This is a genomic window from uncultured Piscinibacter sp. (assembly GCF_937952055.1).
Taxonomy (GTDB): Bacteria; Pseudomonadota; Gammaproteobacteria; order Burkholderiales; family Burkholderiaceae_C; genus Piscinibacter.
The window spans coordinates 311439-324687 of the sequence record NZ_CALFYO010000033.1 but is presented as its reverse complement, the minus strand read 5'-3'; the positions used below and the strand labels follow the sequence as shown (position 1 = coordinate 324687).

10 protein-coding genes are annotated in these 13249 nt (G+C 67.0%); 2 read left to right on the top strand and 8 right to left on the bottom strand.

The genetic code is table 11. The features are described from left to right. Positions 1–276: 276 nt before the first annotated feature. The 7 genes from Q0599_RS25515 to Q0599_RS25485 form a co-directional block, all read right to left on the bottom strand. Positions 277–1446, bottom strand: coding sequence for a ribonucleotide-diphosphate reductase subunit beta (locus tag Q0599_RS25515; RefSeq protein ID WP_298826493.1), 1170 nt, complete (start codon positions 1444–1446; stop codon positions 277–279). A gap of 110 nt (positions 1447–1556) precedes the next feature. After that, entirely contained in the window at positions 1557–4424 is a 2868-nt protein-coding gene (locus Q0599_RS25510; RefSeq protein ID WP_298826494.1) for a ribonucleoside-diphosphate reductase subunit alpha, read from the bottom strand. Positions 4425–4838: 414 nt separating this feature from the next. Then, positions 4839–5438 carry a 1,6-anhydro-N-acetylmuramyl-L-alanine amidase AmpD gene (ampD, locus tag Q0599_RS25505; RefSeq protein ID WP_298826495.1) on the bottom strand — a complete coding sequence of 200 codons (600 nt, stop codon included), beginning with the start codon at positions 5436–5438 and terminating at the stop codon, positions 4839–4841. 13 nt (positions 5439–5451) lie between these two features. Next, entirely contained in the window at positions 5452–6996 is a 1545-nt protein-coding gene (locus Q0599_RS25500) for a sigma-54 dependent transcriptional regulator (protein WP_298826497.1), read from the bottom strand. After that, the gene (locus Q0599_RS25495) at positions 6993–8888 is read right to left on the bottom strand and encodes an ATP-binding protein (protein WP_298826499.1); all 1896 of its coding nucleotides are present in this window, start codon (positions 8886–8888) and stop codon (positions 6993–6995) included. Before Q0599_RS25495 ends, Q0599_RS25500 begins: the two co-directional genes overlap by 4 nt. A gap of 30 nt (positions 8889–8918) precedes the next feature. After that, complete coding sequence (locus Q0599_RS25490; protein WP_298826501.1) at positions 8919–9158, bottom strand: PP0621 family protein; 240 nt, start codon at positions 9156–9158, stop codon at positions 8919–8921. Positions 9159–9170: 12 nt separating this feature from the next. After that, positions 9171–9989: an inner membrane protein YpjD gene (locus tag Q0599_RS25485; protein WP_298826504.1), complete on the bottom strand. Its 819-nt coding sequence runs from the start codon at positions 9987–9989 to the stop codon at positions 9171–9173. Positions 9990–10036: 47 nt separating this feature from the next. Between Q0599_RS25485 and ffh the strand changes: the two genes are divergently transcribed. Together ffh and Q0599_RS25475 are read left to right on the top strand one after the other, a co-directional pair. Next, the gene (gene ffh, locus Q0599_RS25480; protein ID WP_298826507.1) at positions 10037–11410 is read left to right on the top strand and encodes a signal recognition particle protein; all 1374 of its coding nucleotides are present in this window, start codon (positions 10037–10039) and stop codon (positions 11408–11410) included. 73 nt (positions 11411–11483) lie between these two features. Then, a complete protein-coding gene (locus Q0599_RS25475; RefSeq protein ID WP_298826510.1) occupies positions 11484–12194 on the top strand; it encodes a DUF2726 domain-containing protein in 711 nt (236 codons plus the stop codon). Between the two features lie 23 nt (positions 12195–12217). On the opposite strand, the gene ftsY is transcribed toward Q0599_RS25475, so the two are convergent. After that, positions 12218–13228 carry a signal recognition particle-docking protein FtsY gene (gene ftsY / locus Q0599_RS25470; protein WP_298826513.1) on the bottom strand — a complete coding sequence of 337 codons (1011 nt, stop codon included), beginning with the start codon at positions 13226–13228 and terminating at the stop codon, positions 12218–12220. Positions 13229–13249: the final 21 nt, after the last annotated feature.

The following is a 13249-nucleotide window of genomic DNA, read 5'->3' as shown; positions in this document are numbered from 1 at the left end:
CCTTCTTCGCCGCAGCCTTCTTCGCCGGGGCCTTCTTCGCCGCAGCCTTCTTCGCAGTTGCCATCACAGTTCTCCTTGATCAAGTTAAAAAAGAACCACGCCCCCTCGCCTTGAGGCCGAGGCAACGTGGCCATCCATCGCCCGAGGACTGTCCAGGAGGGACGCCCCGATCCGATGAATCCACCGTGGCCCAAGACGCTGCTTCTGCGTCAGACATCCCTGGCCCACCAATCTTGATCTCTCGCACTGACCTGAGCGACTGCGACCCGGGACCCTTCAATCCCAGGACAACGCTCCACCCGACTGGTACTCGATCACGCGGGTCTCGAAGAAGTTGCGCTCCTTCTTCAGGTCGATCATTTCGCTCATCCAGGGGAACGGGTTCTCCTCGTTGGGGAACAGTTCCTCCAAGCCAATCTGAGTCGCACGGCGATTCGCGATGTATCGCAGGTAACCCTTGAACATGGAAGCGTTCATGCCGAGCACTCCGCGTGGCATGGTGTCCTCGGCATAGCGATACTCGAGTTCGACCGCCCTGAGGAACAGCGCCTTCACGTCGGCCTTGAACTCCGGCGTCCAAAGATGCGGGTTCTCGAGCTTGATCTGGTTGATGAGGTCGATGCCGAAATTGCAGTGCATCGACTCGTCACGCAAGATGTACTGGTACTGCTCCGCCGCGCCCGTCATCTTGTTCTGCCGACCCAGCGCCAGGATCTGCGTGAAGCCCACGTAGAAGAAGAGTCCTTCCATCAGACAGGCGAACACGATCAGCGACTTGAGCAGGCGCTGGTCGTTCTGCGTCGTGCCGGTGCGGAAAGCGGGATCCATGATCTGCTCGATGAAGGGCAGCAGGAACTCGTCCTTATCACGGATCGAAGCGATCTCGTGATACGCATTGAAGATTTCACTCTCGTCCAGACCCAGCGACTCGACGATGTACTGGTACGCGTGCGTGTGGATCGCCTCTTCGAAAGCCTGGCGCAACAGGAACTGGCGGCACTCCGGCGCCGTGATGTGCCGATAACTGCCAAGCACGATGTTGTTCGCCGCGAGAGAGTCCGCAGTGACGAAGAAGCCAAGATTGCGCTTGACGATGCGGCGCTCGTCCTCGGTCAGCCCGTTCGGATCCTTCCAGGTCGCGATGTCGCGCGACATGTTGATCTCCTGCGGCATCCAATGATTGGCACAGGTCGCCAGGTACTTCTCCCAGGCCCACTTGTACTTGAACGGCACCAACTGGTTGACGTCGGTCTGACCGTTGATGATGCGCTTGTCGGCTGCCTTGACCCGGCGCGCATCAGCAGCAATTTGCGCCGTAGTGATGTCAGCGGCGACCGGCGCGGCTTGGAAGACGTGCTCCTGCACGCGCAACGCGGATGCTTGTCCCTGCGCGTTCACCGCGCCTTGTGATCTGGAGGGCTTAACTTCGTCGTCCCAAACAAGCATGTTCTCTTCCCAATCTTTTCAATTATCCGAATGTTGCATCGAAACACCAAGCACTTCTTGACTTTTGGGCCGAGTGCTTGTTGCTGTCCCGCATCGAATCGCCGCTCGATTCACTGACACGCTTCACAGGTCGGATCGTCGATCGCGCAGAACTTCACGTCGCTCGCAGCCTCCGCGTGCGACGCCGAGGCTCCCGCCAGCAGACCGCCATCCGCATGGCTCGACACCGCATTGAGATTGCCCGCCTTCACCGTCGACTTCTCCGCGTGCGTGGCGCCCACGGTTCGCAGGTAGTACGTCGTCTTCAACCCGCGAAGCCAGGCAAGCTTGTAGGTCTCGTCGAGTTTCTTGCCCGATGCCCCGGCCATGTAGATGTTGAGCGACTGCGCCTGGTCGATCCACTTCTGGCGGCGCGCCGCCGCCTCCACCAACCATTGCGCCTCGATTTCGAAGGCCGTTGCGTAGAGCGACTTCAGATCCTCGGGCACACGATCGATGCGGCGCAGCGAGCCGTCGAAGTGCTTCAGGTCCATCACCATCACGTCGTCCCACAGACCCAGCGACTTCAGGTCGCGCACCAGGTATTCGTTCAGAACCGTGAACTCCCCTGACAAGTTGGACTTCACCGACAGGTTGCCGAACGACGGTTCGATCGAGGCACTGACGCCAATGATGTTGGAGATCGTCGCCGTGGGCGCAATCGCCACACAGTTGGAGTTGCGCATGCCGTACTCCGAAATGCGCGTGCGCAACGCTTCCCAGTCCATCGACGTGCTGCGATCGACCTCGACATAGCCTCCGCGCTGCTCCTCGAGAAGGTTCAGCGAGTCCAGCGGCAGGATGCCGCGGTCCCACAGCGATCCCCGGTAGCTCGAATAGCGGCCGCGCTCCTGCGCCAACTCGGTCGAGGCCCAATAGGCGTGGTAGCACACCGCCTCCATCGAACGATCGGCAAACTCCAAGGCGGCCTGCGACGCATAGGGCATGCGAAGCTCGTGCAGCGCATCCTGGAAGCCCATGATGCCGAGCCCTACCGGCCGATGTTTCAGGTTGGAGTCACGCGCCTTCTTCACGGCGTAGTAGTTGATGTCGATGACGTTGTCGAGCATCCGCATCGCTGTCGCCACGGTCTGCTTCAGCTTGGCCTGATCGATCCTGCCGTCCTTCAGGTGATGCGCCAAGTTGACCGAACCGAGGTTGCACACCGCGATCTCGGTGTCGCTGGTGTTCAGCGTGATCTCGGTGCAGAGGTTGCTCGAGTGCACCACGCCCACGTGCTGCTGCGGCGATCGCACGTTGCAGGCATCCTTGAAGGTGATCCAGGGATGCCCGGTCTCGAACAGCATCGAGAGCATCTTGCGCCACAGGTCGTTGGCCGGCACCCTCTTGAACAACTTGATCTCGCCGGTCTGCGTCTTCGCCTCGTAGCGCAGGTACGCGACCTCGAACTCCTTGCCGAACCTGTCGTGCAGGTCCGGACAGGTGGAGGGCGAGAACAGCGTCCAGTCCCCCCCCTCCACGACGCGCTTCATGAACAGGTCGGGAATCCAGTTCGCCGTGTTCATATCGTGCGTGCGGCGGCGGTCGTCGCCTGTGTTCTTGCGCAGTTCGAGGAACTCCTCCAGGTCGAGGTGCCAGCTTTCGAGATACGCACACACGGCGCCCTTGCGCTTGCCGCCCTGGTTGACGGCAACTGCAGTGTCGTTGACCACCTTCAGGAACGGCACAACGCCCTGGCTCTTGCCGTTCGTGCCCTTGATGTGGCTGCCCAGCGCACGCACGTTCGTCCAGTCGTTGCCCAAGCCACCGGCGAACTTGGACAACAGCGCGTTCTCCTTCAGCGCCTCGTAGATGCCCTCGAGGTCGTCCGACACAGTCGTCAGATAGCAGCTCGATAGCTGCGAGCGCCGCGTACCCGAGTTGAACAGCGTCGGCGTGGAGCTCATGAAGTCAAAGCTCGACAGCACTTCGTAGAACTCGATCGCGCGCGCCTCGCGGTCGATCTCGCCCAGCGCCAGACCCATCGCCACTCGCATGAAGAAGGCCTGCGGCAGCTCGATGCGCGCCTCGTCGACATGCAAGAAGTAGCGATCGAACAGCGTTTGCAGGCCGAGGTAGTCGAACTGCAGGTCACGGTCGGCCTTCAGCGCAGCGCCGAGCTTGGCGAGGTCGAACTGCAGCAGCCTTTCGTCGAGCAATTCGGCCTGCACGCCCTTCCTGATGAATCCCGGAAAGTACTCGGCGTAGCGGCTGTGCATCTGCTCGTGCGTCACCTCCTCGCCGAGGATCTCGCGGCGGATGGTGTGCAGCAGCAGTCGCGCGGTGGCCCGGGTGTAGCCCGGGTCCTTCTCGATCAGCGTACGCGCCGCGAGAATGGCCGCCTTGTGCACCTCGCCAATCGGCACACCGTCATACAGGTTGCGGCGCGTCTCGGCGATCACCGGCTCGGCCTTCACGTCGGCCCCCAGCCCGGCGCATGCCGACTCCACCAGCGCCTGCAAACGACCGAAGTCCAGCGGCACGCGCTGTCCATTGTCGGTGACATGCAGCACCGGTTCGGCCGGCACGGCACGCTGCACCTGCCTGGCGCGCTCCTGGGCGCGGCGCTCACGGTACAGCACGTAGGCGCGAGCGACTTCGTGGTGGCCACCACGCATCAGGCCGAGTTCGACATGGTCCTGCACGTCCTCGATATGGAAGGTTCCGCCACCCGGACGCGAACGCAACAGGGCGCGCACCACCGCCTCTGTCAGCCCATCAACCGTCTCGCGCACGCTGGCCGACGCAGCGCCTTGCGTGCCGTGCACGGCGAGGAATGCCTTCATCAGCGCCACGGCGATCTTGTTGGGCTCGAAAGCCACCACGGCGCCGTTGCGGCGAATGATCTGATAGCCCTGGTACGCCGACGCTGCCGCCGACGTCGACGGGGCGCGCAAGCCGGCAGCTGGCGTGGACGTCGGGACATGAATGGCTTGCATGGCTTCCCCTGTGTTGGTCGTGGGCAGAGTTTCGATGGTCATGGGCGAGGGCGACAGGAAGGAGGACCGCCCTTCAGGGGCGGTCGCAATTCGACATGGCAGATGAGCTCGGCGCACGCTGCTCGGCCACACTGCCAACCGGGAGGCCGGCAGCGGACGACGGGGCGAGCACGGCGCTGTGGAGGAGGAATGAGCATAGCACGGCGACACACTATATCTAGGGTCCTCCTGGCCTTCAAGCACTAGCGATAGCGTGCAAGCGAGCTTGCCAGTTCGTCTCCGAGTTGCTAGCGACTGCTGCGCGCGCTGCGAGAACCCGGCCCTCCCGGAGCCGAGGGCGCACGCCTGCGCGCTCGTCGACGCATTCAGCGCGCCAGGCTGCGCCGCGGTTCTCGCCGACGCTCGGCGTGCACGTCAGCCTTCGCTGTTGCGTCGTGTTGCACTCTCGGGAAAGTCCCAATCGGTCACGCCGGCCGCCAGCGACAAGGCCCGCAGCCTGGCCCAGTCGAAGGCCGGGCCCGGGTCGCCCTTGCGACCCGCGGCGATGTGCTCGTGTCCGGCCACCGCCTCGATCGGATAGCGCCGCGCCAGGCCGCCCGCAAGGGAAGACAGCGACACGTACTGGGCCTCCTCGAAGGCGTCGCCTTCGAGGCCCTCGAGCTCGACGCCGATGGAGTAGTCGTTGCAGTTCTCGCGCCCGTGCCACGACGACACCCCCGCGTGCCACGCCCGCCGATCGCAGGACACGAACTGCAGCAGCGAACCGTCGCGACGGATCAAGAAGTGGGCCGACACGCGCAGCCCACGGATCGTCTCGAAATACGGATGCGCGCGCCAGTCGAGTCGGTTCGTGAAGAGCTCTTCGATCGCATTGCCACCGTAGACGCCGGGTGGCAGGCTGATGGAGTGCACGACCAGCAGCGACACCGCCGCACCTGGAGGACGACGCCCGCAGTTCGGCGAAGGGCAGCGCCGCGCCGGCGACCACCACCCGCGGAACCAGCGCGGCCTCACGGCGCGCGCGGTCTCAGTCGCGATCGGCCCCGACACCGTCGGTGCCGACGTTGACGCCCAGCCGCGCCATCCGATAGCGCATCTGCCGCAACGACAGTCCGAGGCTTGCACCGGCGGCCGTGCGATTGAAGCGATGACGCTCCAATGCCCGCACCAGGATGTCCCGCTCGACTTCGTCGAGATGCGCGGCCAGGTTGCTCGGCAGGGCCTCCTCGACGGGGATGGCCACCACGGGCGGAGGGAATCGGGCGGCTGGTTCGTCGCGGGCCATGGCGTCGAACGATTCCGCCTCGCTCAGAAATGGCTCTCCCACCTCCGACTCCGGCAGGCCGAGGTCTGCCACATCGATGGTCTCGCCGCCGGACAGCGCGACGGCCCTGTGCAGAAGGTTCTCGAGTTCGCGCACATTGCCGGGGAACGAGTAGCGCGCGAGGTGCTGCAACGCCTCGCGCGTGAGCCGCGGCGGCGGCGACACCCCGGCATCGTGAGCGATGCGCTCGAGCACGCGCTCACTGATATCCGGCAGGTCCTCCAGCCGTTCGCGCAGCGGCGGCACGCGGATCTGGATCACGTTCAGGCGGTAGTAGAGGTCCTGGCGGAACTTGCCCGCGTGGACCTCGGCGCCGAGATCCTTGTGCGTGGCGCTGAGCAGCCGCACATTGACGGCCTGCTCGCTCACCGCGCCGACCGGCCGCACCGAGCGCTCCTGGATGGCACGCAGCAGCTTGCTCTGCATCGACAGCGGCAGATCGCCGATCTCGTCGAGGAAGAGCGTTCCGCCGTTGGCAGCCTGGAAGAAGCCCTCGCGGTCCTCGGCCGCGCCGGTGAACGCTCCCTTTCGGTAGCCGAAGAACTCGGCTTCCAGCAACTGCTCGGGGATGGCGCTGCAATTGACCGCGATGAAGGGCTGGGCAGCACGCGGGCTGATCTCGTGGATGGCACGGGCGACCAGCTCCTTGCCGGTGCCCGACTCGCCGTTGACCAGCACCGGCGCCATGCTGCGCGCCACCTTCTCGACCAAGGCTCGCACCTGCTGCATCGCCGCCGAATGTCCCGCCATGCGTCGAAGGGCGATGCTGACCGGTGCCGTGGGCGCTGTCGGCGCTCGCGGGATGCGCGCCTGAGGCAGCGTGCCATCCTTCGACGGCAGCGTCGACGGGTCCATCGTCGGCACCGTGGGTCCGCCGCGGCCGAGCGCCGAGGCGACCACGGCGCGGAACTGTTTCAGGTCCACCGGCTTGGTGAGGTAATCGTAAGCACCGGCCTTCAACGCCTCCACGGCATTCTCGGCCGAGCCGTAGGCGGTGATCACGATCGCCTTCTCGCGCCGGCCGGCCTCCTCCAGCCGCCGCAGCAGGTCCAGGCCGGTGCCGTCGGGCAGGCGCATGTCGGTGATGACGGCGCTGTAGGTGCGGTCCTTGAGGTGCATCCATGCTTCCTCGACCGTGGCTGCCGTCTCGATGTCGTAGCCCTCGCGCAGCAGCGTCAGCTCGTACAGCGTGCGCAGGTCGGGCTCGTCATCGACGACCAACAGGCTGAAATGCGAGGCGGAAGTCATGAGGTCAAGTGCAGTCGGGCTTCGGTGTCGGTCAGCGGCATGCGGCGCATCACCACGAAGAACTCGTTGCAGTGCGGGTCGCCGCCCGCCCGGGCCCGGTAGTCGATGCTCGCGCCGTAGCGCTCGCACAGCTCGCGGCAAATATACAGGCCCAGCCCGGTGCCGCGACTTCGCGTGGAGAAGAACGGTTCGAAGAGGTAGCGCTCCACCTCGGGCGGAATTGGCGAACCGTCGCTGGCCACGCTGAGGAAGGCCCGCGACTCGTCGCGCGAGTCCAGCCGCAGCATGACGGCGCCTGGCGCGCCGCTGGCGTGGCGCAGCGCGTTGTCGAGCAGGTTGACGAGCACGCGGCGCAGATGCTCGGCGTCGAAGGCCACGCCGATCGGCTGCGGCGGCAGTTCCACGCGCAGCACGCTGTGCTCGTCGAGCTTGATGCCGGCCGCGCGAGCCCAGTCGCTGCACACGGCGGCGACCAGTGCGGTGGCGTCGATCGCACGCAGATCCTGCACCTCGCCCGGCGCCACCTCCATCACGTCGTCGACGATGCGCTTGAGGCGATCGACGTTGTCCGCCACCATGCGCGTGAGCTGGCGCTGCGACGCGTCGGTGGCGTCCTCGGCGAGCAAGGCGTTGGCCTGGGCGATCGCCGCCAGCGGATTGCGAATTTCATGGGCGATGCCCGCCGACACTCGGCCCATCGCTGCAAGCTTCTCCTGGCGGCTGCGTGCCTGCATGTTGCGCACGTCCTCCAGGAACAGCACGCAGAAGTCTTCGCTCGCCTGTGCCGCCTTGTGGCGCGTGAAGCGCACGCGCACCCGCAAGGTGCGGCTCGAGCCCGGCTCGAACTCGAGCGTGACGTCGCGCCCGGCTTCGGGCCAGCTCGACTCGATGAAGGCCTGCTCCACCGTGCGCACCAGCCCCGACCACGCCTCGACGCCGCGCAGCTGAAACGGTGCCGGGCGGCTCATGCCCGAGGGTGCGAGCAGCCGTCGCGCCGCCGGGTTGGCGGCGCGGACGCGGCCGCGGCGGTCGACGACGAGGATGCCGTCCTGCATCTCCTCGATGACGAGGCGATTCAAGGCCGCCTGCTGGCGCGCCATTTCCATGTTGCCGCGCGCGGTGAGCTCTTCTCGCGCGAGGCGGCCGGCCAGCTCGCCGGCCAGCACGGTGATGACGAAGAAGCCGCTGCCGGCCAGGGCCGCCTGCGCCATGAGCTGCGTCATGCTGCCGCCGGCCCCCGCATCCAGCCAGGCGGTAACGAGCAGCATCATCGCCACGGCCGCCGCGGTCGCGAGGGCCAGCGGTCGGGGTGTGAGCACACCGGCCATCAGCACCGGCAGCACGAGCAGCGCCACGTAGTTGAGGTTGGAGCCCGGAGCGAGCATGTGCAGGGCACTGAAGGCGACCAGATCGATGCCGATCGTCGACAGCCACGGCGCACCGAACACACGCGCCAGCGCCTTCGGCTCGACGGTGCGCCTGCGTGGCAACAGCCACAGAATGAGCGCCATCGTTCCATAGGCGACGCTGACGAGCGCGGCCTCGAGCGAGGGCCTCGCACCGAACAGCCCCGTGATCGCCTGCGCCACCACCAGCGCAACGCCGAGCGCCGCCCGCGCCCCGATGAAAGTCCGGTAGATGCGGTCGAAGGCCGTCTGGCCGGCGCTGACGATGCGCTCGGCCTGTCGCGAGAACAGCCGCGAGTCCAGGGTCGAAGCTGCCGGGCGCGTCGAACTGTCCGGCGCCGACGTCACCGTGGCATCGTCGGGCGAGACCTGCGTGTCCTCCGCGGATCCGAAGGCGCCGAACCAGGACTCGTCGGCGGTGGGTGCCCGCCGCTGGGCGCGCCGGTCCCCGACGCGTCGCTCGCGGTTGCGCGGTGCTTCGCTCATCGGCACCCCCGGGGGCTGGTGGCCGACCCGTCAGCCCGCCGGATGTTGCTTCTCGTACTCGGCACGATGGGCTTCCCCGCAGAACATGCCGCCGCGTCCGGGCAACGCCTCGTGCTGCGGCAGGTGCACACCACACTGCCGGCAGGCAACCATCGGCTGGGCGCGCGCGTCACGCCGGGGTCGCGAGGGCGGAGGCTCGCTGCGGCGGCGCGAGCCACGCAGCAGCCACACCAGCAGCAGGATGGCGGCAATGAGCAGCAGGTACTTCATCGGCGTCTGCTCTCAGTTCGCCGGCCCGCGCTGCAGCAGGATTTCAAGCACGAAGCGCGAACCCACGTAAGCCAGCAGCAACAGGGCCGCACCGCCGTACAGCCAGCGCGTGGCCAGCGGGCCACGCCAGCCGAACGCACGTCGGCCCGCAAGCAGCGCCGCGAACACCACCCAGCCCAGCATGGAGAACACCGTCTTGTGGTCCCAGCGCCAAGGCTGCGCGAACCAGGCGCCGAGCAGCAGCGCCGCCGACAGCACGACAAAACCGGCGCCGACGAAGCGGAAGGTCAGGCGCTCCAAGCGCAGCAGCGGCATGCCGGTCGGCGGCGCGGCAGCATGCTGACGCATCTGCTGCTCAGCGCGATTGAGCATCGCGCCGTGCAGCACCGCGGCACCGAACAGTCCGTAGGAAGCGATGCCCAGCACCCAGTGCAGCGGCGCCCAGCGCGACACTGCGTTCGGCCGCAATTCGCCCGGGAAGACGAATGCCAGCAGCACCGCCGCCGCGCCGAGCAGCGCCAGCGTGCGCCGCACGCCGGCCAGCGGGACGAAGCGGCTCTCTACCGCGTACACCGCCAGCACCAACCACATCGTCACCGACAGCGCCGGTGCGAAGCCGAATCGCGCGCCGGTGTGATCCACGCCGATGCCGCTGATGTCGACCGCGATGGCCAGCGCGTGGATCGCCCAACCGGCGAGCAGCGCATTGCGGGTCGCGGCCTCGCGCACCGCGGGCAGGAACGCGGCGACCGCATAGGCCACGAGCGCCGCCAGCGTGGGCACGGCCAATGCCCAGCCCGCGGGCGCTTCGGGACCGAACGATAAAATCATGCTCACAGTGTACTTTCGCGCTCCCGGGTCTCGGGCTGCGCCACAGCATGGCTTCCACCCTCACCGAACGCCTGAGTCGCGCCGTCAAGACGATGCGTGGCCAGGCCCGCATCACCGAGAGCAACGTGCAGGACATGTTGCGCGAGGTGCGCATGGCGCTGCTCGAGGCCGACGTCGCGCTGCCCGTGGTGCGCGACTTCATCGCGCGCGTGAAGGAAAAGGCCCTGGGCGCCGACGTGGTCGGTTCGCTGACGCCGGGCCAGGCGCTGGTGGGCATCGTCAACCGCGAACTCGCCGCCACCATGGGCGACGGGGTGGCCGACATCAACCTCGCCGCGCAGCCTCCGGCGGTGATCCTGATGGCCGGCCTGCAGGGCGCCGGCAAGACCACCACCACCGCCAAGCTCGCCAAGCACCTGATCGACAAGCGCAAGAAGAAGGTGCTGACGGTCTCGGCCGACGTCTACCGTCCGGCCGCCATCGAGCAGCTGAAAACGGTCACGAAACAGGCCGGCGCCGAGTGGTTCCCGTCGACAGCAAACGACAAGCCGCTGGCAATCGCCCAGGCCGCGCTGGATCACGCGCGGCGACACTACTTCGACGTACTGCTGGTCGACACCGCCGGTCGCCTGGGCATCGACGAGGCGATGATGAAGGAGATCGCCGAACTCCACGCCGCGCTGAGCCCGGTCGAAACACTCTTCGTCGTCGATGCGATGCAGGGCCAGGATGCGATCAACACCGCCAAGGCTTTCAAGGAGGCCCTGCCGCTGACCGGCATCGTGCTGACCAAGATGGACGGCGACGCGCGCGGAGGCGCGGCGCTGTCGGTGCGCCAGATCACCGGTGCGCCGATCAAGTTCGCCGGCACCAGCGAGAAGATCGACGGCCTCGAGGTTTTCGACGCGCAGCGCCACGCCGGCCGCATCCTCGGCATGGGCGACATCGTCGCCCTGGTCGAGGAGGTGCAGAAGGGCGTCGACGTCGCTGCCGCGCAGAAGCTGGCGGACAAGGTGAAGTCGGGCGACGCCTTCGACTTGAACGATTTCCTGATGCAGATCTCGCAGATGAAGAAGATGGGCGGCCTGTCGGGACTGATCGACAAGCTGCCCACCCAGATGACAGGCGGCAAGACGGCCAATCTCGGTCAGGCCGACATGGATCGGGCCGAGCGCGACGTGCGCCGCATGGAAGGCATCATCTGCTCGATGACGCCGCTGGAGCGCCGCAAGCCCGACCTCATCAAGGCCACGCGCAAGCGGCGCATCGCTGCCGGTGCCGGCGTGCAGGTCCAGGAGGTGAATCGCCTGCTCAACCAGTTCGAGCAGATGCAGGGCATGATGAAGAAGATGAAGGGCGGTGGCCTGATGAAGATGATGAAGCGCATGGGCGGCATGAAGCTGCCGGGCGGTCCGCGCTGAGCGTCGTCCGCGATGACGCCTGCACGGCGCCGCGTTATGCTGCCCCCCTCAGAATGTATGTCGAGGAAGGTTGATGCCTGATTGGGCTGTCGCGGCGCTGGCCGTGATCGTGGTCTTGCTGTTGACCGTGCTGTTGCGCCGCCGCTCGCGGCCCGGCGGCCGGGGCGCCGAGACGAACCGGCTCGACACCGTGGCCTCCTGGCCACCCACGGCCACGCGCATCCTGACCAGTGCCGAGCGGATGGCCTACAGCACGCTGGAGCGAGCTCTGCCTGGTTACATGATCCTGGCGCAGGTGCCGCTGGCGCGCTTTCTGAAGGTGCCGACGCGCCATTCCTACGCCGAATGGCTGCGCCGCCTCGGCACGCAGTGCGCCGACCTGGTGGTCTGCGACATGGCCACCGAAGTGCTGGCGGTGGTGAATGTGCAGCCGCCGGCCGGCTCGGAGAGCGAACGCTCGCGCAAGCGGCTGAACCGCATGGCGCGCGTGCTCAAGGCCGCAGGCATCCCGATGCACGTGTGGACCGACAACGCCTTGCCGTCCGTCGAGGCGACGCGCGAAATGATCATGCCCAAGGTTCCTGCAGCGGCGGCGCCATCCGTGGCGGCGCCAGTGGCCGACACCCGCCGGCGTGCCTCGCGGCCGACGCCGTTCGACGACTCGCAGCGAGACTCGACGCAGGACGAGCGCATCGAGATGCGCGAGCCGCCGCCGTCGACCTGGTTCGACGAGTTCAATACCGGCGCGGCGCCGCTGTCCGGAAGCGACAAGCGCGATCGCTGAAACGCGCGACCGCCTCTGCGGGATCAGCCGAGCAGCGCCTGCGCGAACTCCTGCGCGTCGAAGGTCTGCAAGTCCTCGAGTTGTTCGCCCACGCCGATGAAGTAGACGGGCAGCGGCCGTCCCCGACCACGGTTCCACAGCGCCAGCGCGGCGAGCACGCCTCCCTTGGCGGTGCCATCCAGCTTGGTGATGATGACGCCGGTCAGTTGCAGCGCGGCGTCGAACGCCTGCACCTGTGACAGCGCGTTCTGCCCGGTGTTGCCGTCGACGACCAGCAGCACCTCGTGCGGCGCGCCCGCCTGCGCCTTGCCGATGGTCCGGCGGATCTTCTTCAGTTCCTCCATCAGGTGCGCCTGCGTGGTCAGGCGACCGGCAGTGTCGGCGATCACCACGTCGCAGCCGCGTGCCTTGCCAGCAACCACCGCGTCGAAGGTCACCGCCGCCGGGTCGCCACCTTCCTGGCTGACGATTTCGACGCGGTTGCGGTCGGCCCAGGCAAGCAACTGCTCGCGTGCGGCGGCGCGGAACGTGTCGGCCGCGGCGAGCAGCACCTTCTGGTCGGCCGCGGCCAGGTGGCGCGTCAATTTGCCGATGCTGGTGGTCTTGCCCGCCCCGTTCACGCCAACGACCATGATCACCGTCGGCGACTGCTCGCCCAGCCGCAACGGCTGCTGCAAAGGCTCCAGCAATTCGGCCACCGCCTCGGCGAGAAGCGCCTTCACCGCCATCGGCTCGGTGGCCTTGGCCTCCTTGACGCGGCGCTTCAGATCATCGAGCAGGAATTGCGTGGCCGCGACGCCGGCGTCGGCCATCAGCAGAGCGGACTCCAGTTCTTCGTAGAGCGCGTCGTCGATGCGCGTGCCGGTGAAGACCTGCGCAATGCCGCTGCCCGTGCGGCGCAGACCCTGGCGCAGCCTGGCCAGCCAGCCACTGCGCTCGCCGCTCGCCTCCGCAGCGGCAACGGGGGTGATGGGCAGGACGGGAGCGGGAACCGCCGGGTCAGGCGCGACCTTTTTCTTGAAGAAGCTGAACATCGGGGGGACTGGAGGGGGTGC

What these genes read in the sequence shown, in the direction of transcription:
- Q0599_RS25515 (WP_298826493.1), bottom strand. Translation starts at nt 1,446, where the DNA reads ATGCTTGTTTGGGACGACGAAGTTAAGCCCTCCAGATCACAAGGCGCG.
- Q0599_RS25510 (WP_298826494.1), bottom strand. Translation starts at nt 4,424, where the DNA reads ATGCAAGCCATTCATGTCCCGACGTCCACGCCAGCTGCCGGCTTGCGC.
- Q0599_RS25500 (WP_298826497.1), bottom strand. Translation starts at nt 6,996, where the DNA reads ATGACTTCCGCCTCGCATTTCAGCCTGTTGGTCGTCGATGACGAGCCC.
- Q0599_RS25495 (WP_298826499.1), bottom strand. Translation starts at nt 8,888, where the DNA reads ATGAGCGAAGCACCGCGCAACCGCGAGCGACGCGTCGGGGACCGGCGC.
- Q0599_RS25490 (WP_298826501.1), bottom strand. Translation starts at nt 9,158, where the DNA reads ATGAAGTACCTGCTGCTCATTGCCGCCATCCTGCTGCTGGTGTGGCTG.
- Q0599_RS25485 (WP_298826504.1), bottom strand. Translation starts at nt 9,989, where the DNA reads ATGATTTTATCGTTCGGTCCCGAAGCGCCCGCGGGCTGGGCATTGGCC.
- ffh (WP_298826507.1), top strand. Translation starts at nt 10,037, where the DNA reads ATGGCTTCCACCCTCACCGAACGCCTGAGTCGCGCCGTCAAGACGATG.
- Q0599_RS25475 (WP_298826510.1), top strand. Translation starts at nt 11,484, where the DNA reads ATGCCTGATTGGGCTGTCGCGGCGCTGGCCGTGATCGTGGTCTTGCTG.
- ftsY (WP_298826513.1), bottom strand. Translation starts at nt 13,228, where the DNA reads ATGTTCAGCTTCTTCAAGAAAAAGGTCGCGCCTGACCCGGCGGTTCCC.